This is a genomic window from Arthrobacter sp. BC5, assembly GCF_056680255.1.
This window is the reverse complement of the sequence record NZ_CM155273.1, coordinates 1,072,661-1,098,307: the sequence shown is the minus strand read 5'-3', so window position 1 is coordinate 1,098,307 and position 25,647 is coordinate 1,072,661. Positions and strand designations below refer to the sequence as shown.

The 25,647-nt window shown below is 70.5% G+C and carries 23 protein-coding genes and 1 pseudogene; 14 read left to right on the top strand and 10 right to left on the bottom strand.

Going from position 1 to position 25,647, the window contains the following annotated elements:
- Window positions 1-107: 107 nt before the first annotated feature.
- Together AC1MFI_RS04935 and AC1MFI_RS04930 are read right to left on the bottom strand one after the other, a co-directional pair.
- Window positions 108-1,145 (bottom strand): hypothetical protein, encoded by a 1,038-nt coding sequence (locus tag AC1MFI_RS04935; RefSeq protein WP_479820017.1) that lies wholly within the window; start codon window positions 1,143-1,145, stop codon window positions 108-110.
- Window positions 1,146-1,184: 39 nt separating this feature from the next.
- A complete protein-coding gene (locus AC1MFI_RS04930) occupies window positions 1,185-2,513 on the bottom strand; it encodes a uracil-xanthine permease family protein (RefSeq protein ID WP_479820016.1) in 1,329 nt (442 codons plus the stop codon).
- Window positions 2,514-2,611: 98 nt separating this feature from the next.
- Here AC1MFI_RS04930 and AC1MFI_RS04925 point away from each other — a divergent pair, with 98 nt between their 5' ends.
- A complete protein-coding gene (locus tag AC1MFI_RS04925) occupies window positions 2,612-3,463 on the top strand; it encodes an SDR family NAD(P)-dependent oxidoreductase (protein WP_479820015.1) in 852 nt (283 codons plus the stop codon).
- A complete protein-coding gene (locus AC1MFI_RS04920) occupies window positions 3,460-4,827 on the top strand; it encodes an aldehyde dehydrogenase family protein (RefSeq protein WP_479820014.1) in 1,368 nt (455 codons plus the stop codon). Before AC1MFI_RS04925 ends, AC1MFI_RS04920 begins: the two co-directional genes overlap by 4 nt.
- A 9-nt stretch (window positions 4,828-4,836) precedes the next feature.
- Here the strand turns inward: AC1MFI_RS04920 and pgm are convergent, their stop codons facing one another.
- On the bottom strand, window positions 4,837-6,468 hold the full coding sequence (pgm, locus tag AC1MFI_RS04915) for a phosphoglucomutase (alpha-D-glucose-1,6-bisphosphate-dependent) (RefSeq protein WP_479820013.1): 1,632 nt from the start codon (window positions 6,466-6,468) through the stop codon (window positions 4,837-4,839).
- 144 nt (window positions 6,469-6,612) lie between these two features.
- On the opposite strand from pgm, the gene AC1MFI_RS04910 reads away from it, so the two are divergent.
- Both AC1MFI_RS04910 and AC1MFI_RS04905 read left to right on the top strand, forming a co-directional pair.
- Window positions 6,613-6,780 carry a hypothetical protein gene (locus AC1MFI_RS04910; protein ID WP_479820012.1) on the top strand — a complete coding sequence of 56 codons (168 nt, stop codon included), beginning with the start codon at window positions 6,613-6,615 and terminating at the stop codon, window positions 6,778-6,780.
- A gap of 52 nt (window positions 6,781-6,832) precedes the next feature.
- Window positions 6,833-8,047, top strand: coding sequence for a glycerate kinase (locus AC1MFI_RS04905; protein WP_479820011.1), 1,215 nt, complete (start codon window positions 6,833-6,835; stop codon window positions 8,045-8,047).
- On the opposite strand, the gene AC1MFI_RS04900 is transcribed toward AC1MFI_RS04905, so the two are convergent.
- The 3 genes from AC1MFI_RS04900 to AC1MFI_RS04890 form a co-directional block, all read right to left on the bottom strand.
- A complete protein-coding gene (locus AC1MFI_RS04900; RefSeq protein WP_479820010.1) occupies window positions 8,044-9,579 on the bottom strand; it encodes a long-chain-fatty-acid--CoA ligase in 1,536 nt (511 codons plus the stop codon). The two genes, AC1MFI_RS04905 and AC1MFI_RS04900, sit on opposite strands and share 4 nt — an antisense overlap.
- Window positions 9,580-9,721: 142 nt before the next feature.
- Entirely contained in the window at window positions 9,722-11,185 is a 1,464-nt protein-coding gene (locus tag AC1MFI_RS04895; protein ID WP_479820009.1) for a peptide MFS transporter, read from the bottom strand.
- On the bottom strand, window positions 11,186-12,625 hold the full coding sequence (locus tag AC1MFI_RS04890) for an amidase (protein ID WP_479820008.1): 1,440 nt from the start codon (window positions 12,623-12,625) through the stop codon (window positions 11,186-11,188).
- 146 nt (window positions 12,626-12,771) lie between these two features.
- On the opposite strand from AC1MFI_RS04890, the gene AC1MFI_RS04885 reads away from it, so the two are divergent.
- From AC1MFI_RS04885 to AC1MFI_RS04870, 4 genes are all read left to right on the top strand, one after another.
- Window positions 12,772-13,098: a rhodanese-like domain-containing protein gene (locus AC1MFI_RS04885; protein ID WP_479820007.1), complete on the top strand. Its 327-nt coding sequence runs from the start codon at window positions 12,772-12,774 to the stop codon at window positions 13,096-13,098.
- The gene (pheA, locus tag AC1MFI_RS04880; protein ID WP_479820006.1) at window positions 13,095-14,030 is read left to right on the top strand and encodes a prephenate dehydratase; all 936 of its coding nucleotides are present in this window, start codon (window positions 13,095-13,097) and stop codon (window positions 14,028-14,030) included. The genes AC1MFI_RS04885 and pheA overlap by 4 nt, the downstream gene beginning before the upstream one ends.
- 79 nt (window positions 14,031-14,109) lie before the next feature.
- Entirely contained in the window at window positions 14,110-15,084 is a 975-nt protein-coding gene (locus tag AC1MFI_RS04875; protein WP_479820005.1) for a DNA topoisomerase IB, read from the top strand.
- A gap of 86 nt (window positions 15,085-15,170) precedes the next feature.
- A complete protein-coding gene (locus tag AC1MFI_RS04870; RefSeq protein ID WP_479820004.1) occupies window positions 15,171-15,518 on the top strand; it encodes a hypothetical protein in 348 nt (115 codons plus the stop codon).
- A gap of 13 nt (window positions 15,519-15,531) precedes the next feature.
- On the opposite strand, the gene AC1MFI_RS04865 is transcribed toward AC1MFI_RS04870, so the two are convergent.
- Window positions 15,532-16,680, bottom strand: coding sequence for a diacylglycerol/lipid kinase family protein (locus AC1MFI_RS04865; protein WP_479820003.1), 1,149 nt, complete (start codon window positions 16,678-16,680; stop codon window positions 15,532-15,534).
- A gap of 67 nt (window positions 16,681-16,747) precedes the next feature.
- On the opposite strand from AC1MFI_RS04865, the gene serS reads away from it, so the two are divergent.
- Window positions 16,748-18,037, top strand: a complete 1,290-nt coding sequence (gene serS, locus AC1MFI_RS04860; RefSeq protein ID WP_479820002.1) for a serine--tRNA ligase — start codon at window positions 16,748-16,750, stop codon at window positions 18,035-18,037.
- 32 nt (window positions 18,038-18,069) lie between these two features.
- Window positions 18,070-18,906, top strand: a complete 837-nt coding sequence (locus AC1MFI_RS04855; RefSeq protein ID WP_479820001.1) for an HAD family hydrolase — start codon at window positions 18,070-18,072, stop codon at window positions 18,904-18,906.
- Window positions 18,907-18,926: 20 nt separating this feature from the next.
- On the opposite strand, the gene AC1MFI_RS04850 is transcribed toward AC1MFI_RS04855, so the two are convergent.
- The 3 genes and pseudogenes from AC1MFI_RS04850 to AC1MFI_RS04840 all read right to left on the bottom strand — a co-directional run.
- Complete coding sequence (locus AC1MFI_RS04850; protein WP_479820000.1) at window positions 18,927-19,586, bottom strand: dihydrofolate reductase family protein; 660 nt, start codon at window positions 19,584-19,586, stop codon at window positions 18,927-18,929.
- A 111-nt stretch (window positions 19,587-19,697) separates the two neighbouring features.
- Complete coding sequence (locus tag AC1MFI_RS04845) at window positions 19,698-20,327, bottom strand: hypothetical protein (RefSeq protein ID WP_479819999.1); 630 nt, start codon at window positions 20,325-20,327, stop codon at window positions 19,698-19,700.
- A 266-nt stretch (window positions 20,328-20,593) separates the two neighbouring features.
- Window positions 20,594-21,064: pseudogene (locus tag AC1MFI_RS04840) on the bottom strand (inorganic diphosphatase); the annotation flags it as partial.
- 179 nt (window positions 21,065-21,243) lie between these two features.
- On the opposite strand from AC1MFI_RS04840, the gene dacB reads away from it, so the two are divergent.
- The 4 genes from dacB (at window position 21,244) to hpt (ending at window position 25,569) form a co-directional block, all read left to right on the top strand.
- Window positions 21,244-22,683, top strand: a complete 1,440-nt coding sequence (gene dacB / locus AC1MFI_RS04835) for a D-alanyl-D-alanine carboxypeptidase/D-alanyl-D-alanine endopeptidase (RefSeq protein ID WP_479819998.1) — start codon at window positions 21,244-21,246, stop codon at window positions 22,681-22,683.
- 80 nt (window positions 22,684-22,763) lie between these two features.
- Window positions 22,764-23,903, top strand: a complete 1,140-nt coding sequence (locus tag AC1MFI_RS04830; RefSeq protein WP_479819997.1) for a zinc-dependent metalloprotease — start codon at window positions 22,764-22,766, stop codon at window positions 23,901-23,903.
- Entirely contained in the window at window positions 23,896-25,014 is a 1,119-nt protein-coding gene (tilS, locus tag AC1MFI_RS04825) for a tRNA lysidine(34) synthetase TilS (protein WP_479819996.1), read from the top strand. Before AC1MFI_RS04830 ends, tilS begins: the two co-directional genes overlap by 8 nt.
- A 3-nt stretch (window positions 25,015-25,017) precedes the next feature.
- Window positions 25,018-25,569 (top strand): hypoxanthine phosphoribosyltransferase, encoded by a 552-nt coding sequence (hpt, locus tag AC1MFI_RS04820; RefSeq protein WP_400483368.1) that lies wholly within the window; start codon window positions 25,018-25,020, stop codon window positions 25,567-25,569.
- Window positions 25,570-25,647 lie beyond the last annotated feature (78 nt).

Below are 25,647 nucleotides of genomic sequence, written 5' to 3'. Positions count from 1 at the left end.
AAGCGGAACGGGCGGCCGCTGTGCTGCCCGTCTACATCGTTGTCTACATCGTTGTAGAACATTTGCACGGCTTGGTGGCGGCCGTCAAGGAGGAGTTCTGCCGAGTCCTACGGCGTCCGACCGGCACCCAGCACGGGATCGGCCAGCGTCCGCAGGTAGTGCAGGGCCGCGGGTGCATAGGCGCGCATCGCATCGTCGTCCGCGTAGACCAGCAGGCGGAGCCACGACCCGTAGCGGTGCACCCCCGCCAGGCGCAGGGCGGGTTCGACGGCGGTCCGGAGCTCCGCCAGCGGCGCGTAGGCCGTCCATCGTCCGAGATAGGCGTCCACCACCGCCGCGATGCGGGGATCGTCCGCCGTCGTCCGCCACTGTTCGCGCATCCGGGTGACGGGGACGAGCAGTGCGCTGAAGGGGTGCGCCCAGTAGGAGTCCGCGAAATCGAAGAACCGCAGCGGGTCGGCGCTCGTCCCTGGCAGGAAGCAGTTCCGGGCGTGCAGGTCGTTGTGGTCCAGCGAGAGCGGCACCGCCACGCCGCGGAGCACCTCCACGGCTTCGTGGATGGCCGGAAGGCGCCCGAGGACGTCGTCCGCCTCCTCGGCGGACAGGTACAGCGGGTGCTCGGGCGGCAGCCCCGTGTGGAGCAGCAACTGGTTCTCGACGAAGTTCGCGGCCACCTCCGGATTCATGAGGACCAGCCCGGCCTGGGAGAGACGCTCGCCGTGAGGCGCCACGATCTGCTGCAGGTCGGCGAAATCGCCCGTGATGCGGGCCCAGGCGGAGGCGTCGCCGGAGCCGGGACCGTCCAGCGTGGCACCATGATCGGCCGTGAGCATCCAGCCGCGGGACGGTTCGATGGCCAGGGGTGCCGCCACGTGGTCGGGCGCGAGCTGGCCCAGCACGGACAGGATGGAGGCTTCGGCGAACTGCCCGAGGTTGTTCTCCTTGAACCACAGCGTGCCGTGGTCGGTGGGGACGGTCAGCTGCGTGGACCAGAAGCGGATGCGCGGCTGCTCGGACGGTCCCGTCCGCGTGACCCCGAAGCCCTCCAGCACCAGGTCGATCCACTGCTCGGCCTGCCGGCGCCACTCCGGCGTGGCCCAGACCTCGCGGGTGTTCATCGGGCGCCGGAGACGGGGGAGCAGCACATGGGCCTCATTGTGCCATCGGGGCGCCCGGCGGGTGCGTCAGCCGAGCTTGGACGGCCTGCTGCCGTGGTCACTGGACTCGAGTTCCCCAGGTCCGGCGACGTGCTCGCTCCCGCGGGCGCGGGCGATCGCCGTCATGCCATGGAAGATGACGAGCGCCGCGGCCGTCCCGAGCGCGATGCCGGCGAACGTCAGGTCACCGATCTGCCACGTGAAGTCCGCGATGCCGATCACCAGGGCCACGCCGGCGGTGGAGAGGTTGATGGGGTTCGAGAAGTCCACCTGGTTCTGCACCCAGATCCGCACGCCCAGGATGCCGATCATGCCGTAGAGGACCACGCCTGCGCCGCCCAGCACTCCCGGCGGGACGGTCGCGATGAGCGCCCCGAACTTCGGGAGGAGGCTCAGCAGGACCGCGACGATACCGGCCACCCAGTAGGCAGCCGTCGAGTAGACACGCGAAGCGGCCATCACCCCGATGTTCTCGGCATAGGTGGTGGTTCCCGATCCTCCGCCGGCACCGGCGATCATGGTGGCCAGCCCGTCGGCCATGAGCGCCCGGCCGGTCAGCGGGTCGAGGTCCCGATCGGTCATGGCAGCCACCGACTTCACGTGGCCGATGTTCTCGGCGACGAGCACGAGGACCACCGGGACGAACAAGCCGACGACCGAGAGGTGGAACTCCGGCGCCGCGAAGTCCGGGAGGCCGATCCAGGCCGCGTTCCTGATCGCGGCGAAGTCCACCTCACCGCGGAGCATCGCGACGACGTAGCCGGCGAGTACTCCGACGAGGATCGAGAGCCGCCCCAGGATGCCCTTGAACAGCACCGTCACCAGCAGGATCGCGATCACGGTCACGAGTGCGGTGAGCGGTGCCTGCTCGAAGCTCGCCTTGGCCGTCGGGGCGAGGTTGAGGCCGATGAGCGCGACGATGGCACCCGTGACGATGGGAGGCATCGCCACCTGGATCCAGCGGGCACCGGCGGTGTGGACGACGAACCCGATGAGCGCCAGCGCAGCCCCGGCCATGATGATGCCACCGAGGGCTCCGGCCGCTCCGTGCTGCGACTGGGCGGCGGCGATCGGCGCGATGAAGGCGAAGCTCGACCCGAGGTAGCTCGGCACCTTCCCCGCGGTGATGACGAGGAACAGGATGGTCCCGATGCCGGAGAACAGCAGCGTGGTCGACGGCGGGAAGCCGGTGATCAGCGGGACGAGGAAGGTGGCGCCGAACATCGCCACCACGTGCTGGGCGCCGATCCCGATGGTCCTGGGCCAGCTGAGGCGTTCCTCGGGAGCGACGAAACCGCCCGGGGTCACGTTCCTGCCGTCCCCATGGAGGGTCCAGCCGATTCCTCGTGCGCTCATGGGTATGCCTTTCAGAAGGGTCGCGGGTTCCGGGAAATCCTATCCGGAGCACGTGACCGGGATGTTACGTTGCTGGGACTCGAGGGAAGGGCAGGGCGATGGTATTCACGGTTCGGGGACGCACCGTACTGGTCACCGGCGCAGGGAGGGGCATGGGCAGGCTGTACGCCGAACGGGCCGTGAAGGAGGGTGCCGCGGCCGTCGTGCTCTGGGACGTGGATGCGCGCGCCCTCGAGGAGGCGGTGGCCGGCCTCGCCCCGAGCCCGGCGGCGGTGCACGGCTACGTGGTCGACGTGGCATCGGTGGAGTCGGTCCGGGCGGCCGCCGGCGTGGTCCTCGACGACGTCGGTGTGCCCGACGTCCTGGTGAACAACGCCGGGATCGTGCGCGGCAAGTACTTCTGGGAGCACGACCACCTCACGGACATCGACCTCACCCTCCGCATCAATACGGGCGGCCCGATGCACGTCGCACGCGCCTTCCTCCCGGCGATGATGGAGCGCGGCACTCCTGCCCGGATCCTCAACGTGGCGTCGGCCTCCGGAACACTGTCGGTCCCGCGGATGAGCGTGTACGCGGCGTCGAAGTGGGCCGTGATCGGGTGGAGCGATTCCCTCCGGCTGGAACTGGCCTCCACGGGCCACCCCATCGCCGTCACCACGCTCATCCCCAGCTACATCAGGACCGGCATGTTCGAGGGCGCCCGCGGCCCGCTCATGACACCGCTGATGGAGCCGGAGTACGTGGTGGACAAGGCATGGCGCGGAACGCTCGCCGGCAAGGCACGCGTGCAGCTGCCCTGGACCGTGCAGCTCGCGGGAACACTCCGTCATCTCCTGCCGCAACCGGTATGGGACCTCGTGGCCGGGCGCGTGTTCAGGGTCTACAGCTCGATGGAGCACTTCACGGGCCGCCCCGGGACTGCCTCCACCGGGAAGGGTGACCGATGAACGCCGCAGCAGTGCTGGCCGGCCGGCGCCGCTCCTTCGACGCCGGGGAGACCCGCCCCGCCGGGTGGCGCCGGCAGCAGCTCCGTGCACTCCTGCGGCTGCTCACCGAGCGTGAGGAGGAGCTGACGGATGCGCTCGAGGAGGACCTCGGGAAGAGCCGCACGGAGGCGTTCCTCTCCGAGGTGGCCGTCGTGCGGGCCGAAGCGGACTACGCGCTCAAGCACCTCGACCGCTGGATGTCGCCGCAGAAGGTCGCCGTGCCCGGCGGCCTCCTGCCGGCCCGTGCCTGGACCCAGGCCCGGCCCCTCGGCGTCGTCCTGATCATCGGGCCCTGGAACTACCCGCTGCAGCTGGTCCTCGCCCCACTCGTCGGGGCGCTCGCGGCGGGGAATGCTGCCGTCCTGAAGCCCAGCGAACTGGCCTCCGCGACCTCACGGGCACTCACCCGCCTGGTCCCGCTGTACCTGGATCCGGCGGCGGTCGCGGTCGTGGAGGGCGGCCCCGGCACCAGCACGGCGCTGCTCGCCCAGCCGTTCGACCACGTGTTCTACACGGGCGGCGAAAGGGTGGGCAGGATCGTCCTGAAGGCCGCGGCAGAGCACCTGACCCCCGTGACGCTGGAGCTGGGCGGAAAGTCACCCGCCGTCGTCGTGGGCGGGGATGTGCGCGCGGCGGCCCGGCGGATCGCGTACGGCAAGTTCATGAACGCGGCCCAGACCTGCGTGGCGCCGGACTACGTCCTGACGACGCCGGCTGCCGCTCCCGTGCTGGCCGCAGCGATCGCTGATGCCGTGCGGGACTTCTACGGCACCGATCCGAGGATGTCCGGCGACTACGGGCGGATCATCAGCGAGCACCACTTCGACAGGCTCCTGAACCTCATGGCCGGGGGCACGGTGGTCTCCGGCGGCCGGCACGCGCGTGCGGAGCGGTACATCGAGCCGACCGTCCTGCGGGGCGTGGACCCCGCATCGGCGCTCATGCAGGAGGAGATCTTCGGTCCTCTCCTGCCCATCCTCGAGGTGGAGGACCTGGCCGAAGCGATCCGCTTCATCGGCGCGCGCCCCCACCCGCTGGCGGCCTACCTGTTCAGCGACCGCGAGGAGCACCTCCGCGAGTTCACCGAGCGTGTGCAGGCGGGCGGGATCGCCCACAACGTCTGCACCATCCAGCTCGCGGTGCCTGGACTGCCGTTCGGCGGAGTGGGCGCCAGCGGCACCGGCAGCTACCACGGGCGGCAGTCCTTCGAGGTCTTCAGCCATGTGCAGCCGGTGTTCTCCAAGCCCACGCGGGTGGACACGCTGCGCCTCGCGTATCCACCCTTCGGCCCCGTCAGGAGGAGGCTGCTGCGCAGGTTCCTCTAGGATCGCCGGTCAGCTGATGACGCCGTCGACCAGCGCCTTCGCCTCGGCCTGCACCTGCCTCAGGTGCTCCTCGCCCTTGAAGGACTCGGCGTAGATCTTGTAGACGTCCTCGGTGCCCGAGGGCCGTGCCGCGAACCAGGCGTTCTCGGTGGTGACCTTCAGGCCGCCGACCGGGGCACCGTTGCCCGGCGCCTGCGTCAGCCGCGCGGTGATCTCCTCGCCGGCGAGGGTCGTGGCGGTGACGTCCGACGGCGAGAGCTTCCCCAGTGCCGCCTTCTGTTCCCGTGTGGCAGCGGCATCGATGCGCGCGTACACGGGTGCTCCGAAGCGGTCGGTCAGCCCGGTGTAGTGCTGGGACGGCGTCTTCCCGGTCACGGCGGTGATCTCCGAGGCCAGGAGCGCCAGCAGGATGCCGTCCTTGTCGGTGCTCCAGGGCGTGCCGTCATGGCGCAGGAAGGAAGCGCCCGCGGATTCCTCGCCGCCGAAGGCCAGGTCGCCGGTCAGCAGGCCCGGGACGAACCACTTGAAGCCCACGGGGACCTCCTGCAGGACGCGGCCGAGGTCGAGGGCGACGCGGTCGATGATCGACGACGACACGAGGGTCTTGCCGATCACGGCGTCCGCACGCCAGTTGGGGCGGTTCGCGTAGAGGTACTGGATGGCGACGGCCAGGTAGTGGTTCGGGTTCATCAGCCCGGCGTCGGGCGTGACGATCCCGTGGCGGTCGGCGTCGGCGTCGTTGCCCGTGGCGATGTCGAACTCGGTGGCCCTCCCGATCAGCGAGGCCATGGCGGACGGCGAGGAGCAGTCCATGCGGATCTTCTCGTCCCAGTCGAGGGTCATGAACGCCCACTGGGGATCGACGGTCGGATTGACCACCGTGAGGTTGAGGTTGTGCCTCTCGCCGATGGCACCCCAGTAGTCCACCGATGCGCCACCCATCGGGTCCGCGCCGATGTGGATGTTCGCGGAACGGATCGCATCCAGGTTCAGGACCGAGGGCAGGTCGTCGATGTACTGCTGCAGGAAGTCGTAGCTCCCGATGCCCTCGGCGGTGCGGGCCTGCGAGATCGGCATGCGCCGGACGTCCCGGAGCCCTCCCTCGAGCAGTTCGTTGGCGCGGTCCGCGATCCAGGTGGTGGCATCCGAATCGGCCGGTCCGCCGTGCGGGGGATTGTATTTGAAGCCGCCGTCGCCCGGGGGGTTGTGGGACGGCGTGATGACGATCCCGTCCGCCTGCTCGATCTTGGCTGCGTTGTAGGTGAGGATGGCGTGCGAGACGGCGGGGGTGGGGGTGTAGGCTCCGCGGGCATCGACGAGGACCCTCACCCCGTTGGCTGCGAGGACCTCCAGGGCCGTGTTCTGTGCCGGTTCGGAGAGGGCGTGCGTGTCCTTGCCCATGAAGAGCGGCCCCGTGATGCCCTGCCCTGCCCGGTACTCGACGATCGCCTGGGTGATCGCCGCGATGTGTCCCTCGTTGAAGGAGGACTTCAGCGAGGAGCCGCGGTGTCCCGAGGTCCCGAAGGCCACGCGCTGCGCGGGATCTCCCAGGTCCGGTGTGAGCTCGAAATAAGCGTCGAGGAGCCTGGTCACGTCGATGAGGTCGCTGGGAAGGGCTACGGTGCCCGCTCGGTTTGCCATGGCCCCAGCATGCCAAAGAATGCGCCCTTTTACACCAGCCACCTCAGCAGGCCTCCGGAAGCGGCGGTTGCCGGGACCCCGATCATCAGTAAGCTGAGTATCAGCACCCAGTCAGGGGGCACACGCATCACGGAAGGCAGCACCATGAGCGAGAAGTCCAACGAGACCCCGACCGGCGATCCCGAGGAGCAGGGCGCGGAGGAGGCCGGCAAGCTCGAGGAGCAGACAGCGGGCGGCTATGGCGGGCCCGGCACCGAGGATGAGATCGCCCCCGGTTTCGAGGCGGACAACAACGACGGGTCCGGTACCTGACTCCTGCCGCCGCGGTCTCGAACGCGGCCGGGCCCGCCGCTAGGGTGGACGGGTGACCACGCCAGCGTTCCAGCGCCCGCTCAAGATCGTCCTTGCACCCGATTCCCTCAAGGGCAGCCTTCCCGCCGGGGAGGCTGCCCTCGCCATGTCGGCGGGTGTCCTCGCCGCCGCCGCGCGCCTCGGCCATTCTGCGCCCGAGGTCGTCCTGGCCCCGCTGGCCGACGGCGGTGAGGGAACTCTCGATGCCCTGCTCGCCGCCTGGGGGGCCGAACCGCGGACCACGCGGTGTCATGACGCCGTCGGCCGGGCACGGACGGCGCGCTACGGTATCTCCGCAGTCCGTCCCAGGACTCCCCGGGACGGCGTGGAGCCGGACCCCGTGCGCGGAGTTCTCGAGGCGGCGGAGGCCAACGGCCTGCCGCTCGTCGCCGACCTCCCCCTCGACGCGCTCACGGCGACGAGCTACGGCGTCGGCGAGATCGCCGCGCGGCTCCTGGAGGACGGCGCGGAGGAGATCCTGCTGTGCATCGGCGGCTCCGCGACGACGGACGGCGGCGCGGGGCTCCTGTCCGCTCTCGGTGCCCGCTTCCTCGACGCCGACGGGGACATCCTGCCACCGGGGGGCGGCGCGCTCGCGGCCCTCGCGTCCATCGACACGGTGAACCTCCATCCACGCGCCCGGGAGGTGCGCTGGCGCATCGCGGTCGACGTCGACAACCCGCTGTGCGGGCCGCGCGGGGCCGCGGCGGTCTTCGGGCCGCAGAAGGGAGCGACACCGGACGACGTCGTCGTCCTCGACGTGGGCCTGGCACACCTCGCCGGCGTCGTCTCCGAGCAGACCGGCGTCGACATGACGGACGTGGCCGGTGCGGGCGCCGCCGGCGGGCTGCCCGCGGTGCTCGTCCCGTTCCTGGGCGCGGAGATCGTGCCCGGCTCCGCCCTGGTGGCGGACGCCGTCGGACTGGCGGGTGCGCTGGCCGACGCCGACCTCGTCCTGACCGGGGAGGGATCCTTCGATGCGCAGTCCCTCGGCGGCAAGGTGGTGCAGGCCGTCGTCGAGAATGCTCCTCGGGGATGCGCCGTGGTGGCCGTCGCGGGGCGCGTGCAGCTCACGGCGGCACAGGTGCAGGGCGCCGGGCTGGCGGCGGCGTTCTCCATCGCGACCGGTCCCATGGAGCTCGACGAGCTGATCCAGGGGGCCGCGGAGCTCATGGAGGACGCCGCCGCGCAGGTCTACGGCGTGTTCAGTGCGGTCCCGCGGCGCTAGCTGTACTGCTGGACCTTGATCTCGCGCTTGAGGATCTTGCCGGTGGGGCCCTTGGGCAGGGCCTCCACGAGCACCACGCGGCGCGGGTACTTGTAGGCGGCGATCCGGTCCTTCGCGAAGGCGACGATCTCGGCGGCGAGGGACTCGCTCGCGGTGCCGTCGGCCGGGGCGTGCTCCGCCCTGACGCCGATGACGGCCACGATCTCCTCGCCGTGCAGCTCGTCCGGCACGCCGATCACCGCTGCCTCCGCCACGGCGGGATGCTCGTACAGCACTTCCTCGACTTCGCGCGGGTACACGTTGTAGCCGCCGCGCAGGATCACGTCCTTCTTGCGGTCCACGATGAAGATGAGGCCGTCCTCGTCCACGCGGGCCAGGTCCCCGGTGCGGAACCAGCCGTCGGGGATGGCGGCCGCGGTGGCCTCCGTGTTCTCCCAGTAGCCCTTCATGACGCAGTGCCCGCGGACGGCCAGTTCCCCGATCTCGCCCTGCGGCACCTCGGCGCCCTCCGGGTCGAGCATGCGCACCTCGACGCCGTCCACGGGGGTGCCGATGGAACCGGGCTTCCGCAGCCGGCCCACCCGGTTGAAGCTCACGATCGGCGAGGTCTCCGACAGTCCGTAGCCCTCCAGGAGGTCCGCCTCGAAGACCCGCTCGAACTCGTGCAGCACCTCGACGGGCAGCGCGGACCCGCCGGAGACGGCGACGCGCACGGAGGAGAGGTCCGTGCCGGCGACGCTGGGGTGGCGCAGCATCGCGACGTACATCGTCGGGACGCCCTCGAAGATGGTGACGTGGTCCCGGGCGATGATCTCGAGCGCCTTGCCCGGCTCGAAGCGCGGCAGCAGCGTCACGGTGGCGCCGGTCAGGACGGCGGCGTTGAGGGCGCAGGTCTGCCCGAAGATGTGGAAGAACGGCAGCCCGCCGAAGAGCACGTCGCCCTCGGAGGTGCCCATCAGGTCGCGGGAGATCTCCGTGTTGCGGGCGAGGTTGGCGTGGGAGAGCGTGGCCCCCTTGGGCCGGCCGGTCGTGCCCGAGGTGTACAGCACGACGGCGGTGTCCTCGCCGTCGAGGTCGACGACGGCCGGCGTCGGCTCGGCGGAGGCCACACGCTGCAGGAAGGCCTCGCTGTCCACCGTGAGAACGACGACGTCGTTCCCGGTCTCGGCACCGGACGCCTCGGCTCCTGACCGGGCCTCGCCGAGAATGCCCTCCCAGGCGAAGACGAGCCGCGCGCCCGAGTTGGTCAGGTGGTAGGCGACCTCCCGGCCCTTGAGGAGGGGATTGAGCGGGACGACGACGGCCCCGGCTCGCAGGACCGCGTAGTAGATGAATGCCATCTGGGGGATATTCGGCATGATCAGGGCCACCCGGTCACCCCGCTGGACGCCCTGCTCCGCGAGGAGGGTGGCTACCTTCTGGCTGAGCACCTCGAGCACCCCGAAGGTGACCTCGACGTCGTCGAGCTTGATGGCCACGGCCGAGGGACTCCTCGTTGCGGTGGCCACGAGGTTGTTGGCGAGGTTCGACACGTGATCTCCTGTGATCCTTCGACACGGTGCTGCAGCGCCGGCGCGGAAGTTACCGGTGGGTAGAAGTCTGTGCGATGGGCGCCGCGCACGCAATAGGGCCGCCCGCGCGTGGGGGCGGCCCTGTCGCTGACGGGGGAGATGCCTAGCGCACGCCGCTCATGGCCCTGCGGATGGCCGGGGCGCCGGCGAGGAGGGCACCTCCGAGGATGATCGCGGTGACCCCGCTGAAGGCGAAGTACGGGACCTCGGCCTCCTCCGAGTAGAAGCCGGCCAGGAGGCCCGACACCGTGGTGCCGAGGGAGATGGACAGGAAGAACAGGGCCAGCATCTGCGTGCGGAAGGCCTCCGGCGCCAGTTTGGTGGTCACGGACAGGCCGATGGGCGAGATGAAGAGCTCCGCCCAGGTGAACAGCAGCAGGATCGCTGCCAGCCCGATCAGCGGGGTGCTGTTGGGTCCGCCGCCGGCGAAGGGAATGAACGCGAGGAACGCGAGGCCCATGATGATCAGGCCGACGGCGAACTTCAGGGGCGATGACGGCTGGCGGCTGCCGAGCCGGGTCCAGAGGGCCGCGAAGATCCCGGCGAAGATGATGATGAAGACGGGATTGATGGACTGCACCATGCCCGGGGGCATCTCCCAGCCGAAGATGTCGCGGTCCAGGCGGCTCTCCGAGTACAGTGCCACCACGGTGAACTGCTGCTGGAACAGGGACCAGAAGGCCGCGCTCGCCAGGAAGAGGGGCATGAAGGAGTAGACCCGGCGCCGTTCCACGTGGGAGACCCTGCTGCTCGAGAGGATGACGGCGAAGTAGGCGATGGTCGCTGCGATCGCGGTGTACGCCATGACGTCGGCGAGGTTGCCCGCAGTGAGCAGGCCCGTGGCCAGGACCACACCGAGCAGCACGACCACGGCGGCGGCGATGACGATCCAGCGCCGGTACTCGGCGCGGGGGAGGGGATTCTCGACCTCGTGCGCGGCTGCCGGCAGGTTCTTGCGGGCCACCGCGTACTGGACGAGCCCTGCGGCCATGCCGACGGCGGCCAGCCCGAAGCCGACGTGGAACCCGTAGGCGTCCCAGGCGAGGTTGGTGAGAAGGGGGCCCACGAGGGCGCCGATGTTGATGCCCATGTAGAAGATCGAGAAGCCGGCGTCGCGGCGCTCGTCGCCCTGCGCGTAGAGCGTGCCCACGAGAGACGAGGCGTTGGCCTTCAGTCCGCCCGAGCCGACGCCCACGAGGACGAGTCCGACCGTGAGGCCCAGCACGCCCGGCAGCAGGGCGAGGGCGATGTGCCCGCACATGATGATGATCGCGGAGGAGAACAGCACCCGTTCGGATCCGAGCACGCGGTCCGCGAGCCAGGCCCCGAGGATCGTGGAGAGGTAGACGCCTCCGCCGTACGCACCCACGAGCCCTGCCGCGGTGCCCGAGTCGAAGCCCAGGCCGCCCTCGGCGAGGGAGTACGTCATGTAGTAGAGGAGCAGTGCCTGCATGCCGTAGAACGAGAACCGTTCCCACAGTTCGACGCTGAAGAGGTTGGCCAGCATGCGGGGGTGGCCGAGGAACGTCTTCGCGCCGGTACCGGCGGTCCGCTGGGTTGTGCTCATTCACTCCATGGTGCCACCGGGCACGGGCGATGTGAATTCGGAGCCGTCCTGCCGGAGGGCCTCGATCTGTGCAGTGACGGCGAGCAGCTGCGCTTCCTCGCCGGGCCGTCCGATGAGCTGCACGCTCATCGACAGCCCGTCCGGGAGGCGCAGCGTGGGGACGGTCACTGCGGGTAGCCCGCAGACGTTCACCATCGACGTGTAGGGCGAGTACTGGCACTGCCGGAGGTAGTCGGTGTCCCCGTCGGCATCCGTGTACCAGCCGATCGGGCGGGGCGTCATGGCTACTGCCGGCGTCAGGACCATGTCGTAGTGCGAATACTGCTCGATCGTGTCCTGCTCGAACTGCCGGAGCACGTCGACGGCGCCCGCGAGCTGCGCAGCCGTGCGTCCCAGGGCGCGACGGCGCAGGACCCGGGTGATCTCCGTCAGGCGGTCCTCGCGATCGTCCGGGATCGGCGCGGTCGCCAGGCCGGCGGTCCAGACGAGTTGGAAGGCGTCGTGGTACCGGCGGTCGTACCGGAGGTCCGCATCGACGACGTCGTGCCCTGCCCGCTGCAGGACCTGGATCCCGGCGGAGAACGCGTCGGTCGCGGCGCTGTCCAGTCCGATGTCCATCGCCCCGGAGAAGGGCGAGGCCGTGCTGACGCCGATGCGGAAGCGCCCCTCGGCCCGCAGGGCCGCGTCGGTGAAGGAGCCGGGATACCGCGAGGCCGCACTCGTGGGCCGGTAGTTCGGTTCCCGCACCAGGGCGTCGAGCAGCAGCCCGGCGTCGGCGGCGGAGTGGGCGAGCGGGCCGGCGACCACGAACTGGCCGAGATCGGCCTGCCCCGATCCTGACGGGACGCGCCCGCGGTTGGGCTTGAGTCCCACCAGGCCTGTCGCGGCGGCAGGGATGCGGATGGAGCCGCCGCCGTCGGTCCCGGGCGCGAACGGGATCATCCGGGCCGCCACGGCGGCCGCGCTGCCGCCCGAGGAGCCGGCCGGGCTGAGCCGGCGGTCGAGCGGGTTCCGTGCGGGCGGGGCGATGCGGTTCTCGCTGTAGCAGCTCAGCCCGAATTCGGGCACCTGGGTCTTGCCGAGGCTGATGGCACCGGCGCGCCGCAGGACGGCGGCGAGCGGGGCGTCCTGCCGGGCGACGGCGTGCTCCAGGGCCGCCGTGCCCAGCGTGGTCCTCACTCCGACGACGTCGGTGAGGTCCTTGTGGGCGAGGGGTACCCCGTGCAGCGGGCCGAGGGCCGCCCCGGAGGCGCGCACCCGGTCGGCGTGGTCGGCGGCGCGGCGGGCGTCCTCGTGCGTGATGGTGATGAACGAGCCGAGGCCAGGGTCCAGGGCATCGATGCGCCGGAGGAAGTGCTCCGTCACCTCGCGGGCACTCACGACCCCGCGGGCCAGCGCATCCCGAAGGGTGAGGGCGGAGAGTTCGTGCAGTTCGCTCATGGGGGCTCCAGTCGGAGGCGGGCCCGGACGGGACCCGCCGCGCCGTGGGCCCTGGGGAGGACGACAGGCACAACTATGCCGCAGTACGGTCCCGGATGGGTCCGTAGCAATGGCGATGCCACGCCGACGCGTGAAAAGGTAGGCACATGAGCGAACCCCAGAACGTACCGGTGACAGCCGTGCCCGACGACGCACGCATCCTCGACGTCCGCGAGGACTACGAGTGGGAGGCCGGCCACGTCGACGGCGCCCTGCACATCCCGCTCGACCAGTTGCCGGCCCGGCTCGGCGAGCTGGACCCTGACGAGGACCTGCACGTGATCTGCCGCAGCGGCGGCCGCTCGCAGCGCGCGGCCGAGTGGCTCGAGGGCAATGGCTACACCGCCACCAACGTGAGCGGCGGCATGGGCGCCTGGCTCGAGGCCGGCAAGCCGATGGTGGCCGAGACGGGCAGCGAGCCCACCGTCCTGTGACGCATCCGGACACCACCTCCTACGCCTACCTGGGACCGGAGGGTACCTTCACCGAGGCCGCCCTCCTCCAGGTGCCCGGCGCCTACACCGCCCGCCGCGTCCCGGCGTCGACCGTGGCGTCGGCGCTCGACGCCGTGCGGTCCGGGTCCGTGGACGCCGCGATGGTGCCCATCGAGAACTCCGTCGAGGGCGGCGTGAGTGCGACCCTCGACGCCATCGCCGTCGGCGAGCCCCTGCGGATCCTGCGCGAGGAACTCGTGTCGATCACGTTCGTGCTCGCCGCCCGGCAGGGAGCCACGCTCGGGGGGGTCCGGCGCATCGCCACCCACGGCCACGCCTGGGCGCAGTGCCGCACCTGGGTGGACGCGAACGTACTGGACGCGGAATACTTCCCGGCGTCGTCGACCGCTGCTGCCGCCTACGGACTCGCCGGCGACGGCGGCTACGATGCCGCGATCTGCTCCCCGCTCGTCGCGGAACGCCTCGGGCTGGCCGTCCTCGCGACGGATATCGGCGACATCGCCGATGCGGTGACCCGCTTCATCCTCGTCGGCCGTCCGCACGCCCTGCCCCCTCGCACCGGAGCGGACAAGACCACGCTCGTGATCCCCCTGCCCGAGGACCACCCGGGTGCCCTCATGCAGATCCTCGACCAGTTCGCGGCCCGGGGTGTGAACCTCAGCCGCATCGAATCCAGGCCGACCGGCCAGTTCCTCGGTGACTACTTCTTCAGCGTGGACGCCGACGGCCACGTCGAGGACGCCCGCGTCGCCGACGCCCTCAAGGGACTCCACCGCATCAGCCCGGGCCTGCGGTTCCTCGGGTCCTATGCGCGCGCCGACCGCCGCGCGCCCGCGGTCGAGCGCCACACCACCGACGACGCCTTCGGCGCGGCCGATGCATGGCTCGGCGAGATCCTCGGGGGCCGCTGAGGGCGCTGCGCGGGAAGGAGTAAAGCACAGTAGGCTTACTATCGCAGGTCCTCCTCCCACCAGAAGGTTGGTTCTCCCGATGGCTCGATTGCGCCGCAGCAACACGCGCAGGCCCGGTATCACCCGTCGTCGCCACGGCAAGGGCTTCAGCTACCGCGCGCCGAACGGGGAACTGCTGCAGGACCGCGACGAGATCGAGCGCATCAGGGACCTGGTGATCCCGCCGGCGTGGAAGGACGTGTGGATAGCGCCGTACCCGAACGGGCACGTCCAGGCGATCGGCACGGACGACGCCGGCCGGCGCCAGTACATGTACCACCCGGCGTGGCGTGAGCAGAAGGACCGTGAGAAGTTCGACCGCGCCCTCGATTTCGGTGCCAAACTCCCCAGCGCGCGTCGGGTCATCACGCAGCACCTGCGCAGCGACGGCGTGACGAGGGAGCGTGCCTTCGCCGCGGCACTGCGGATCGTCGACGCCGGTGCCCTGAGGATCGGCTCCACGCAGTACGCGGAGGCAAACGGCTCGTTCGGCGTCACGACGCTGCTCGTGGAGCACTGCACGGTCGAGGGTGACGTGGTCACCTTCGATTTCCCGGGCAAGAGCGGCCAGCACTGGGACACGCGCCTGGAGGACGGGGACCTCGCCGGCGCGCTGCGCCCCATGATCCAACGCGAGGACCCGGACACGGTGCTCGCGTACCAGACGGACGACGGCAAATGGCACCACGTCGACGGTTCGCAGCTCAACGAGTTCCTGCGCCAGGTCACGGGAGGCCCCTTCACCGCGAAGGACTTCAGGACGTGGCAGGCCACCGTCGTCGCGGCGATGGCCCTGGCCAAGGAGGACCTGAAGGCGACGAGTCGCACCGCGCGGCAGAAGGCCGTCAGCGCCACGATGAAGGCGGTCGCCGATCACCTCGGCAACACGCCGACCGTGGCCCGGAGCTCCTACGTGGACCCGAGGCTCGTGGACCGGTTCATGAGCGGGGAGGTCATCCCGATCACCACCTACTCGGCCTCGGAGAAGGCCGTGCAGGAGCTCCTGCGGGACTGACCCCCGCATTTCCAACCATCCCGTTCGTCAGTACGCTGGCAACGGGCGCCCAACGAGGAGCGCATCCTTCGACGAAAGGCAGCATCATGACCGAGAACGCTCATGGAGGACACATCGTGAACCCCAACGAGGGTGACGGCTCGACGTCGGATCCGAACTGGCAGGGCGACGCCGGCGACCAGGGCAACGATCTCCGCTTCGCCGAGGAGCAGGCCCTCATCGACCAGCAGGCCGATCGCGCCGACCGGGACGCCTCGGAAGCGGTGGACGCCGCCGAGCAGGAGGGGCACTACACCAGCAGCGAGCCCGCCGGCGGATCCGGTGGCTACACCTCCGCCCAGAAGCCGGAGGAGGAGGGCGAGTACACCGACAAGGACAAGCCCCTCATCGACGAGCCCGAGGGACAGGGCGAATACACGGACCGCGACCGCTAGGACCGCCGTCCTGCTAGGAACCGCGAAGGATCCGCTGCCGGCCCCGCTGCCACGTCCTGCGCCACGCCGGCAGGGGTAGCACCGAGGTCGACCCTGATGGTCCGGGAGCCGGAGCAGGCACCCGGACCATCAGTGCGTCCGGGTCCACACGGGCCGTCATCGAGGTGATGGCCCCGGAGGCATCGCCGTCGAGCTGGGTCGCGATCGGGTCGGCCGACCGCACGGTGACCTCCTTCGCGCGGTAGTAGCTGATCACCGGGGTCCCGCCGCGGTGCCGCAGGAGGATCGTCGCCGCCATCCACGTCCAGCCCAGGAGGCTGCGCGGACTGAGTACCACCACGTCGAGGTAGCCGTCGTCGATCACGGCGTCCGGCACGAAGTCGACACCCGCGGGGAGTTTCCCGCAGTTGGCCACGAGCAGGCTGCGGACCTTGCGGCTCTGCGGCGGCTGGCCGTCGAGGCTGATGGAGATCCGGCGCCGCCGGCCGGGCAGGTGGCGGACGCCCGCCTCGCTGTAGGCCAGCCAGCCGAACTTGTCCTTGAGGTCCTGCTTCGCGTCGGCCACCACGCTCGCGTCGAAACCCACACCGCCCATGACGAGGAACGGATGCTCCGACGTCACATCGGTGCGGTCGTTCCGAAGACCGATCCGTGCCATGTCGATCCGCCGCTCGTGTCCGTGGAGGGCGAGGCGGAGGCACCCGGCGATGTCGTGGTACGGCAGGCCGAGGTTCCGCACCAGCAGGTTCCCGGTGCCGAGCGGCAGCAGCCCGAGTGCGGCCGGCCGATGCGCGAGCGCCTGCGCCACGGCCCGCACCGTTCCGTCGCCGCCGGCTGCGATGACGACGTCGGCACCCGCTTCCAGGGCCCGCTCCGCCTGGCCCGTCCCGGGATCCTCGACGGTGGTCTCGAGGACGAGTGGAGGCTCCCAGCCTGCGTCCGAACACGCCTGCTCGACGAGGGCGCGGGTCGTCCCGGCCTGCAGCTTGGAGGGATTGAGCACCAGGGCGACACGCTGGGGGCCTTCGGCCACCGGCTCGGGCTCGTGCACCGATGCGGTGGGCGTGCGGGTCTGCTGCAGCCGCCGGACGGACCAGTAGGTCTGGACGGATGCGACGGCGGCTGACGCCGCGGCGGTTCCGGCGAGCAGTTTGCGGCGCATGGTCATCCACAATAGCGGCCCGGCCCCGCGGCCTGCCGCCCCTGCGGATTTGGGTAGTCTTGACGGTGTGATCGACGTCAACGACCTCCGCCTGAATCCCGAGCAGTTCCGAGCATCGCAGCGCGCCCGACGGGCGGACGAGTCGCTCGTCGACGCCGTCCTCGCAGCGGACACGAAGCGCAGGGAGTCCGTCACGGCGTACGAGACGCTCCGCGCCGAGCAGAACGCCTTCGGGAAGAGGGTGGCGCAGGCCAAGGGTGAGGAGAAGCAGGCACTCCTGGCCGAGGTCAAGGAACTCGCCGCCTCCGTCAAGGCCGCCGCAGCCGGTTCCGAGGAGGCCAAGGCCGAGCAGGAGGCACTCCTTCGCAAGCTGCCGAACCTCGTGCAGGAGGGTGTGCCCGAGGGCGGCGAGGACGACTACGTGGTGCTCAGGAAGGTCGGCACCCCGCGGGACTTCGCAGCCGAGGGCTTCGAGCCCCGCGACCACCTGGAGATCGGCGAGCTGATCGGCGCGATCGACATGGAGCGCGGGGCCAAGGTCTCAGGATCACGCTTCTACTTCCTCAAGGGCGTCGGCGCGCGCCTCGAGATCGCACTGCTGCAGATGGCCCTCGACCAGGCGATCAGGTCCGGTTTCACGCCGATGATCACCCCCACCCTCGTACGGCCCGAGACCATGCAGGGCACCGGCTTCGACATAGCGCACGACGCCGAGATCTACCGGCTCGAAGAGGACAACCTGTACCTCGTGGGCACCTCGGAGGTGGCCCTCGCCGGCTACCACTCCGACGAGATCATCGACCTCGGTGCCGGGCCCGTGCGGTACGCGGGCTGGTCGTCCTGCTACCGCCGCGAGGCCGGCTCGCACGGCAAGGACACCCGCGGCATCATCCGGGTCCACCAGTTCAACAAGGTGGAGATGTTCACCTACACCACGGTCGAGGATGCCGCCGCGGAGCACGAGCGCCTCCTCGCGTGGGAGGAGGAGATGCTCGCGAAGGTCGAGCTGCCCTACCGCGTCATCGACACGGCCGCCGGCGACCTCGGGATGTCCGCGGCCCGGAAGTTCGACTGCGAGGCATGGGTCCCCACCCAGGGCGACTACCGCGAACTCACCTCGACGTCGAACTGCACCACGTTCCAGGCCCGGCGTCTCAACATCCGCGAGCGCCAGGAGGGTGAGGGCGCCAAGGGCACGCGGGCCGTCGCGACCCTGAACGGCACGCTCGCCACCACGCGCTGGATCGTGGCGATCCTCGAGCACCACCAGAACCCGGACGGCTCGGTCACGGTGCCTGCTGCGCTGCGGCCGTACCTCAACGGTCTGGAAGTCTTTCCGGTACTGTCGCCGCGCTAGCCGGGCGTCACCGCGGTCTGGTTCACTGATGTATGAGCACTTTGATCAATGCCGGCATCGATGACCGGCAGGAGAACCGTAAACGCCACCTCATAGCCCTCGACGTCGACGGCACCCTCGTGGACCACGAGGGGTCGATGACGGAGGAGGTGCGCGACGCCGCGCGGGCCGTCATCGAAGCCGGGCACGACGTCATCATCGCCACGGGCCGGTCCCTGGGGGCCACGCTCCCGGTGATCCGGCTCCTCGGGATCACGCGCGGTTACGCCGTGTGCTCCAACGGCGGGGTCACCCTGCGGATCGACACCGCACTTCCGGACGGCTTCGAGGTCCTCGATCGCGTCACGTTCGATCCGAAGCCTGCGCTGTCGGCCCTCCGCGAGAAGCTTCCCTCGGCGAAGTACGCCCTCGAGGACGACCGCGGCCGCTTCCTCTCCACGGAGAGCTTCCAGGATGCCAGCTTCGGTTCCGAGGCCGAGAGCGTCGACTTCGAGGAGATGCTGGAGAGCCGCGCCGTGCGCGTCGTCGTCTTCAGTACCGACAGCTCGGCCGACGAGTTCGGCGCCGCGGTCGGTTCCATCGGCCTGCACGGGGTGACCTACTCCGTGGGCTGGACCGCGTGGCTGGACATCGCGGCCTCCGGAGTCACGAAGGCGAGCGCGCTGGAGGTCCTCCGGCAGCGGCTCGGAACGGACCGGAGCCTCACGGTGGCCATGGGCGACGGCCGGAACGACATCGAGATGCTCCAGTGGGCGGCGCGGGGCGTGGCCATGGGACAGGCACCCGACGAGGTCCGTTCCGCCGCCTCCGAGGTCACGGGCACCGTCTTCGACGACGGCGCCGCGAAGGTCCTGCGCTCCCTGGTCTGACCGTTCCCTGGTCTGACCGCTCACGGGGCGGCGCGACGCGAGAGGACCAGATGGAGCACCCCGGAGGGTGAAGGGGTCGCTTCGATGTCGAAGCGCTCTTCGAGTCCCTCCAGTCCGTCCCAGAGCCGTTCACCCCTGCCCAGGACGATCGGCACGAGGACCACGTGCAGGTGGTCGATCAGATCGGCCTCGAGGAACTGTCGGACCGTGCTGACGCCGCCACCGATCCGGATGTCGAGGTCGCCGGCCAGGGCACGCGCCTGCCGGAGCGCGGAGGCGGGGTCGGCGTCGACGAAGTGGAAGGTGGTTCCGCCCTCCATCTCGAGTGTCGGCCGCGGGTGGTGCGTCAGGACGACGACGGGGGTGTGGAAGACAGGGTCATCCCCCCACCATCCCTTCCATTCCTCGTCCTCCCAGGGGCCGCGCTGCGGGCCGAACTTGTTGCGGCCCATGATCTCCACGCCGATCCCGGCACCCCATCTGCTTGCAAGCGCATCATCGACGCCGAAAGACGCCTCGGACGTGCCCGGGATGCCCATCTCGCGGAAGGTGCGCGTGTCGACGGCCCAGTCCATGAGCCGCGAGCCGGCATGGCCGAACGGAGCGTCGAACCGTTGCCCTTCGCCCGTGCCGAAGCCGTCGAGGGAGACCGAGAAGTTGTGCACGCGGACGAGGGACATGTCATCTCCTGGGGTGCTTGTCGTTCGCACCACGGTAGGGTGATCGACCCGACGACTCAAGACCCTCGGGGGGCCGCTCCGTCACGGGACCGCCGGCCGGTGTCCGGTGCGTCAGTACGCCAGGCTCGCCTCGGGGAGCGACGCCGGCCCGTAGGTGAGGTCGAGCAGTCTGGCTGCGGCGGGGCGCGTGGCCCACTCCTCCATCCAGTGCGAGCGGACGACGGCCCGGCTCACGGCCTGCGTGGTGATGCCCAGTTCCTGGGCGACGTACTTCTGCTGACCCCGGGCGCCCGGGGTCAGCAGGTCCAGGACGGTCCACTCGGCCTCGGTGCGCGTATGGACGATCTGCCCGAGCAGCCGGAGGACCGCCTCGGCCTCCGCTGCGATCTCGCCGTCGGGCCCCTCGACCGCGAGGGGGATGCGCTCGCCGGTCTTCCGGGCCCGGTTGACCGCGCGGCGCGCATAGACCAGCCCGTAGCCCTCCGCCTCGGCGAGCCGCTCGGGGACCGGGGGAGTGAGGCCGCCGACCCCGATGCCCACGTGCCAGCGCCGGTGGCGGACGGCCCGCAGCGCGGCATCCACCGCCGTCGACGCCGAATCGACCACGCCCTGCACCTCGTCCCCGACCGAGCGCTGGAACGGGACCACTGTCGGCAGGTTGCGCAGGGCCTTGAGCAGGTCGCCCACGAGGTCGCCGACCTCGCGCGAGTCGCGCTGGTTGATCGTCAGGACGTAGTGCATGGCAACAGTATGGATGCCGGCGCCAGCACATCAACTCATTCGGGTCGGTTTCTGCGCCCGGTCCCCCGGGGTGGCGAGGCTGCGACGTGCTGCCGCCCCCGGAGACGCAGGCGCTCCCGCCATCGATGCCCGGAAGGGGCCGATGGCGGGAGCTGCCGGAAGGACCGGGGCTAGCGGCCCTCGGGGGTCTCGGTGGCGTTCTTCGCCTCGACGTCGACGGAGCGGCCCTGCGGCTCGTCCTCCTCGCTGGCATCGCCGATCTCCTTGAAGCGCTTGAGCGAGGCCTCGATCTCTGCCTCCGCCTCCTCGCGGCCTGCCCAGTCCGCGGCCTCGACCCACTTGCCCGGCTCCAGGTCCTTGTACTTCGTGAAGAAGTGCTTGATCTCGTCGAGCAGGAAGTCCGAGACGTCGGACAGCTCCTGGATGTGGTCGAAGCGCGGATCCACGGGCACGCAGAGGACCTTGGCGTCCCCGCCGCCGTCGTCGGTCATGTTGAAGACGCCGATCGGCCGCGACTCGACCAGGACGCCGGGGATGAGGTCGAAGTCCTGCAGGAGGACCAGCGCGTCCAGGGGGTCGCCGTCCTCGCCGAGGGTGTTCTCGAAGTAGCCGTAGTGCGTGGGGTACTGCATGGCCGTGAACAGGACGCGGTCGAGGCGCAGCCGGTGGGTGTCGTGGTCGATCTCGTACTTGACGCGCGAGCCCTTCGGGATCTCGATGGTGACGTCGAGCTTCATGGCAACTCCTGGTGGTAGGTCGGTGGTGCGAGGGTGACCGGCTGCCGCGCCCTCCGGAGGAGGGCCGCCCTGGCGGTCTACTGTTTAATCGTCAGCCCTAACATATCGGTCGGCCGGCGGTACCAGCGCATTTGCCCGCGGTTCCCGGGTTGCTCGGCGAGACCTTGCGAAAGGACACCATGAAGCGCCCGCTCCGCCTGCTGGCCGGCCTCCTCCTGGTCCTGGTCATGACGGCGATCGCGGTGCCCGTGGCGGCCCGGCTCACTCCGGCAGTGCTGGCGGTGGTCGATCCGGCACCGCCGGTGGCGCCTCCCGTCACCCCCGCGCCCCAGGTCCCGCCGGCCGACGTGGCCCAACCCGACGTCGTCACCCCGCTCTCCCCGTCGGCCGCCCCACCGGAGGCTGCGGTCCTGGGCCCGGCGCTCGATGCGGCCCTGCAGATCCCCGGCCCGGGCGGTTTCGCGGGCACGGTCGTCGACTCCGTGGACGGCAGCGTGCTGTACGGGAAGGACCCGGACCGCCTCCAGGCGCCGGCATCCAACATCAAGCTGTTCACCGCCGTCGCCGCCCTGACCTTCGGGCAGCCCGGGAAGACCCTGAAGACGACGGTGCTCGCCCCCGAGGCCATGCCCGGGGCGCTGTACCTGCAGGGCGGGGGAGACGTGCTCCTCGGCTCGGGCCCGTCCGATCCCGGGGCCGTCGTCGGGCGCGCCGGGCTGGGGACACTCGCCGCCGACACGGCCGCGGCCCTTCCGGACGACTCCGGGCCCTACACCGTCTACCTCGACGACACCCTCTTCGCGGGCGCCGCCCTGAACCCCACCTGGGCCCCGGGTGACATCGACGCCGGGGAGATCGCCCCGCTGCACGCGCTCGCGGTCAACTCGGCCTGGCTCGAGGAGGGCCGGACCGCGGGCCCCCGCTCGGAGGACGCCGCCCTCGAGGCCGCCCGGATCTTCACCGCAGCCCTCACCGCCGCGGCCGCGGACCGCGGCATCACCGTCCGCCCGGATGTGGAGCGCCAGGCCGCGCCCGAGGCGGCGGAGACCCTCGCGGCCGTCGAATCGGCGCCCCTCGAGGACCAGGTGCGCCGCATGCTGGAGATCTCAGACAACTACCTGGCCGAGGCCCTCGCGCGCATCGCCGCGCTGGACAGCGGGCGCCCGGCGTCCTTCGGAGGAGCCACCGAGGCACTCGCCGCCGCGGCCGCACGGCTGGGTGTGCCCGAGGAGGGGCTCGTCATCGGGGACGCGGCAGGGCTGTCCACCCGCAACGCCGTCTCGCCCGCCCAGCTCGCCGTGCTCGTCCGCGGGACCACCACCTCGGAGGAGCAGGGGCTCGCCGCCGTCGCGCAGTCGCTGCCCATCGCCGGGCTGACCGGCACGCTCGCCACGCGCTTCAACGCGGACGACGGGCCGGCCGTGGCCGGGGCGGGAACGGTGCGCGCGAAGACCGGGACGCTCAACGCCGTCACGGGGCTCACGGGGCACGTGGTCACGGCGGACGGCCGTCTGCTCGTGTTCTCCTTCCTCGCGGCGGGACTCGACGGGAACACGGTGGAGGCGCGCGCGGCAGCCGATCGAGCAGCCGCCGTCCTGGCGGGGTGCGGCTGCCGCTGATCCGTTCGCCATCAGACGAACAGCCCGCTCCGTCCGACCCCCTGGGAGCGGCCGTCGGCGGGGTGTGATCGAATAGGCGCATGTCCAGGAACGAGTCCGCCGAACCCCGCCCGCAGCTGGTCAACTGGGATCTCGCGGCCTCGACCGCCGCGTCCCTGGCTCCGGCCGGGCCCTCCATGAAACCGGCGGAGATCGGCCGCGCCGTGCAGAACATGCGCGAACTCGCGGACGCGTCGGTGAACCACGTCCACGCCATCTCGCGGCTGGACGCGGCGCGGGACCTCCGCGATTCCGAACTGCTGATCGTGGACCGCGCGTCGTGGTCCAGGGCCAACTCGCAGAGTTTCCGCATCCTGATGGAACCCGCGCTCGACCAGCTCGCGGAGTCGCGACCCGAGGCCCTGAAATCCGCGTCCCTGGCGCTCGGCGGGACGGTGACGGGCGCGCAGCTCGGTGCCATCCTCGCCTTCCTCTCGAGCAAGGTGCTGGGACAGTACGACCCGTTCGTGCCCTCGCGCAACGGCCAGGGCGGGCGCCTCATGCTCGTGGCACCGAACATCATCTCGGTGGAGCGGGAGTTGAACGTCGATCCGTCCGACTTCCGGCTGTGGGTATGCCTGCACGAGCAGACGCACCGCGTGCAGTTCGCGGCCGCACCCTGGCTGAAGGACCACATGACCAGCCATATCGGGCAGCTGACCTCCGGGCTGATGGACAAGGCGGACTCACTGTCGGAGCGCCTCGGTGAGGCCGTGAAGAACATCACCACGGCCAAGGCCCGTGCCCGCGGGGAGCACACCGCCCCGGACGACGCTCCGTCGCAGAACGTCGGCGTGCTGTCCATCCTGCAGGACCCGGACGACAAGGCCCGCCTGTCGCACCTCACCGCAGTGATGAGCCTGCTCGAAGGCCACGCGAACGTCGTGATGGACGGGGTGGACGGCAGCATCGTCCCGTCGGTCAAGACGATTCGCCGCCGCTTCAACGCACGTGGCAAGTCCCGCGGGCCGCTGGAGAAGGTCATCCGGCAGCTGATGGGACTGGATGCCAAGATGCGCCAGTACAGCGACGGCGCCAAGTTCGTCCGCCGGGTGGTCAGCCAGACCGGCATGGACGGCTTCAACGCGGTGTGGGACGCGGCGTCGCACCTGCCCACGGAACGGGAGATCCACGCCCCCGACGAGTGGATCGACAGGATGAGCCTGCGCCGGCATGGCTAGGCGCCCACGGCTGCTGCCCGCCGTCGGTACGGCGCGGAACCTGCTTGCAGCGAGCCTCGAGGGGATCCTGCCTGATCCGCTGCGAAACTCAGGCGGCCCGCCCTCCGCCGGTCTGCCGCTCGTCCTGGTCGCCTGCAGCGGTGGTCCTGACTCGCTCGCGCTCGCGGCCGTGGCCGCCCATCTCGCCTCCACCGGGCGCTGCCGGGTCGGCGCCGTCGTCGTCGACCACCAGCTCCAGCCGGGCAGCGGCGCGACGGCGCGCCGTGCGGCAGATGCGGCCCGGAACCTCGGCCTCGATCCCGTCGAGATACGCACAGTCAGCGTGGACCGCGACGGCATGGGCCCGGAGGCGGCGGCCAGGAGCGCCCGCTACGCCGCGCTCGACGACGCCGCAGCCCGCCTCGGCGCCGCCGCGGTGCTGCTCGGGCACACGCTCGACGACCAGGCCGAACAGGTGCTGCTCGGTCTGGCCCGCGGTTCCGGCACCCGGTCCCTCGCGGGCATGCCCGCGCGCCGGGGCCTGTACCTCCGGCCGTTCCTCGACCTGCGGCGTGCCGATACCGAGGCGATCTGCGGCTTCTACTCCCTGGAACCGTGGCACGACCCCACCAACCTCGACCCGGCCTACGCCCGTTCGAGGGTCCGCGGCGAGGTGCTGCCGTTCCTCGAGGACCGGCTGGGCCCGGGGATCGCCCAGGCCCTCGCGCGTACCGCCCGCATCCTGGGGCAGGACGCGGACCTCCTCGAACGGCTGAGCGCCGAAGCGTACGCCTCACTGCGGATTCCGGGCGACGACGGTTCGGTGCTCCTGCCGGAGGACGGCCTGCGGGCACTGCCCGCGGCACTCCGGCAGCGGGTCCTCGCCCTCGCCGCCCTCGAGCTGGGAGCGTTCCAGCCGAGCTTCGAGCGGCTCCGCGCCGCCGAATCGCTGCTCGGCAGGACCGGCTCCGCGGGGCCCGTGCAGCTGGGCGGGAAGGTGAGCGTACACCGGCAGGTACGGGGACGGGCGGTTCTTCGCGGGGAACCAAGCTATGGCAATCTTGTCCTTAGAAACAATGGCAGCAACTATGGCCCCGGCGTGAAGCAGTCGCGCCGTCCAACCCAGGAGTAATCGGTGGATTCCAACGACGTCCAGTCAGATCTCAAGCACGTCCTCTACACCAAGGAAGAGATCCAGCAGCGGATCGACGAACTGGCGCAGCAGATCGATGCCGACTACGAGGGCCGGGAGATCCTCCTCGTGGGTGTCCTCAAGGGTGCGGTGATGGTCATGGCGGACCTCGCGCGCGCGCTCCACTCCCACATCACGATGGACTGGATGGCCGTCTCCTCCTACGGCTCGGGAACGCAGTCCTCCGGCGTCGTCCGGATCCTCAAGGACCTCGAGACGGACCTCATGGGCAAGCACGTGCTGATCGCCGAGGACATCATCGACTCCGGCCTGACGCTGTCCTGGCTCAAGGCGAACCTGCTGTCCCGCGGTCCCGCCTCGGTCGAGATCTGCACGCTCCTGCGCAAACCTGCCGCCGCGAAGGTCGATATCGACGTCAAGTACGTCGGCTACGACATACCGAACGAATTCGTCGTCGGCTACGGCCTCGACTTCGCGGAGAAGTACCGCAACCTCGATTTCATCGGTACGCTGGCGCCCCACGTCTACGAATAGGACGTCCCCCGCCGCATGCGGCGCTACGCCAAGAGGGAACTATTGGCGAGATCCGCGCGTGGTGAATCGGAGACGGTG

Excerpts from the sequence above, each read along its gene's own strand:
- AC1MFI_RS04930 (WP_479820016.1), bottom strand. The coding sequence starts at position 2,513 with ATGAGCGCACGAGGAATCGGCTGGACCCTCCATGGGGACGGCAGGAAC.
- AC1MFI_RS04925 (WP_479820015.1), top strand. The coding sequence starts at position 2,612 with ATGGTATTCACGGTTCGGGGACGCACCGTACTGGTCACCGGCGCAGGG.
- AC1MFI_RS04920 (WP_479820014.1), top strand. The coding sequence starts at position 3,460 with ATGAACGCCGCAGCAGTGCTGGCCGGCCGGCGCCGCTCCTTCGACGCC.
- pgm (WP_479820013.1), bottom strand. The coding sequence starts at position 6,468 with ATGGCAAACCGAGCGGGCACCGTAGCCCTTCCCAGCGACCTCATCGAC.
- AC1MFI_RS04910 (WP_479820012.1), top strand. The coding sequence starts at position 6,613 with ATGAGCGAGAAGTCCAACGAGACCCCGACCGGCGATCCCGAGGAGCAG.
- AC1MFI_RS04895 (WP_479820009.1), bottom strand. The coding sequence starts at position 11,185 with ATGAGCACAACCCAGCGGACCGCCGGTACCGGCGCGAAGACGTTCCTC.
- AC1MFI_RS04890 (WP_479820008.1), bottom strand. The coding sequence starts at position 12,625 with ATGAGCGAACTGCACGAACTCTCCGCCCTCACCCTTCGGGATGCGCTG.
- AC1MFI_RS04885 (WP_479820007.1), top strand. The coding sequence starts at position 12,772 with ATGAGCGAACCCCAGAACGTACCGGTGACAGCCGTGCCCGACGACGCA.
- AC1MFI_RS04875 (WP_479820005.1), top strand. The coding sequence starts at position 14,110 with ATGGCTCGATTGCGCCGCAGCAACACGCGCAGGCCCGGTATCACCCGT.
- AC1MFI_RS04870 (WP_479820004.1), top strand. The coding sequence starts at position 15,171 with ATGACCGAGAACGCTCATGGAGGACACATCGTGAACCCCAACGAGGGT.
- AC1MFI_RS04865 (WP_479820003.1), bottom strand. The coding sequence starts at position 16,680 with ATGCGCCGCAAACTGCTCGCCGGAACCGCCGCGGCGTCAGCCGCCGTC.
- AC1MFI_RS04855 (WP_479820001.1), top strand. The coding sequence starts at position 18,070 with ATGAGCACTTTGATCAATGCCGGCATCGATGACCGGCAGGAGAACCGT.
- AC1MFI_RS04850 (WP_479820000.1), bottom strand. The coding sequence starts at position 19,586 with ATGTCCCTCGTCCGCGTGCACAACTTCTCGGTCTCCCTCGACGGCTTC.
- AC1MFI_RS04845 (WP_479819999.1), bottom strand. The coding sequence starts at position 20,327 with ATGCACTACGTCCTGACGATCAACCAGCGCGACTCGCGCGAGGTCGGC.
- dacB (WP_479819998.1), top strand. The coding sequence starts at position 21,244 with ATGAAGCGCCCGCTCCGCCTGCTGGCCGGCCTCCTCCTGGTCCTGGTC.
- AC1MFI_RS04830 (WP_479819997.1), top strand. The coding sequence starts at position 22,764 with ATGTCCAGGAACGAGTCCGCCGAACCCCGCCCGCAGCTGGTCAACTGG.
- tilS (WP_479819996.1), top strand. The coding sequence starts at position 23,896 with ATGGCTAGGCGCCCACGGCTGCTGCCCGCCGTCGGTACGGCGCGGAAC.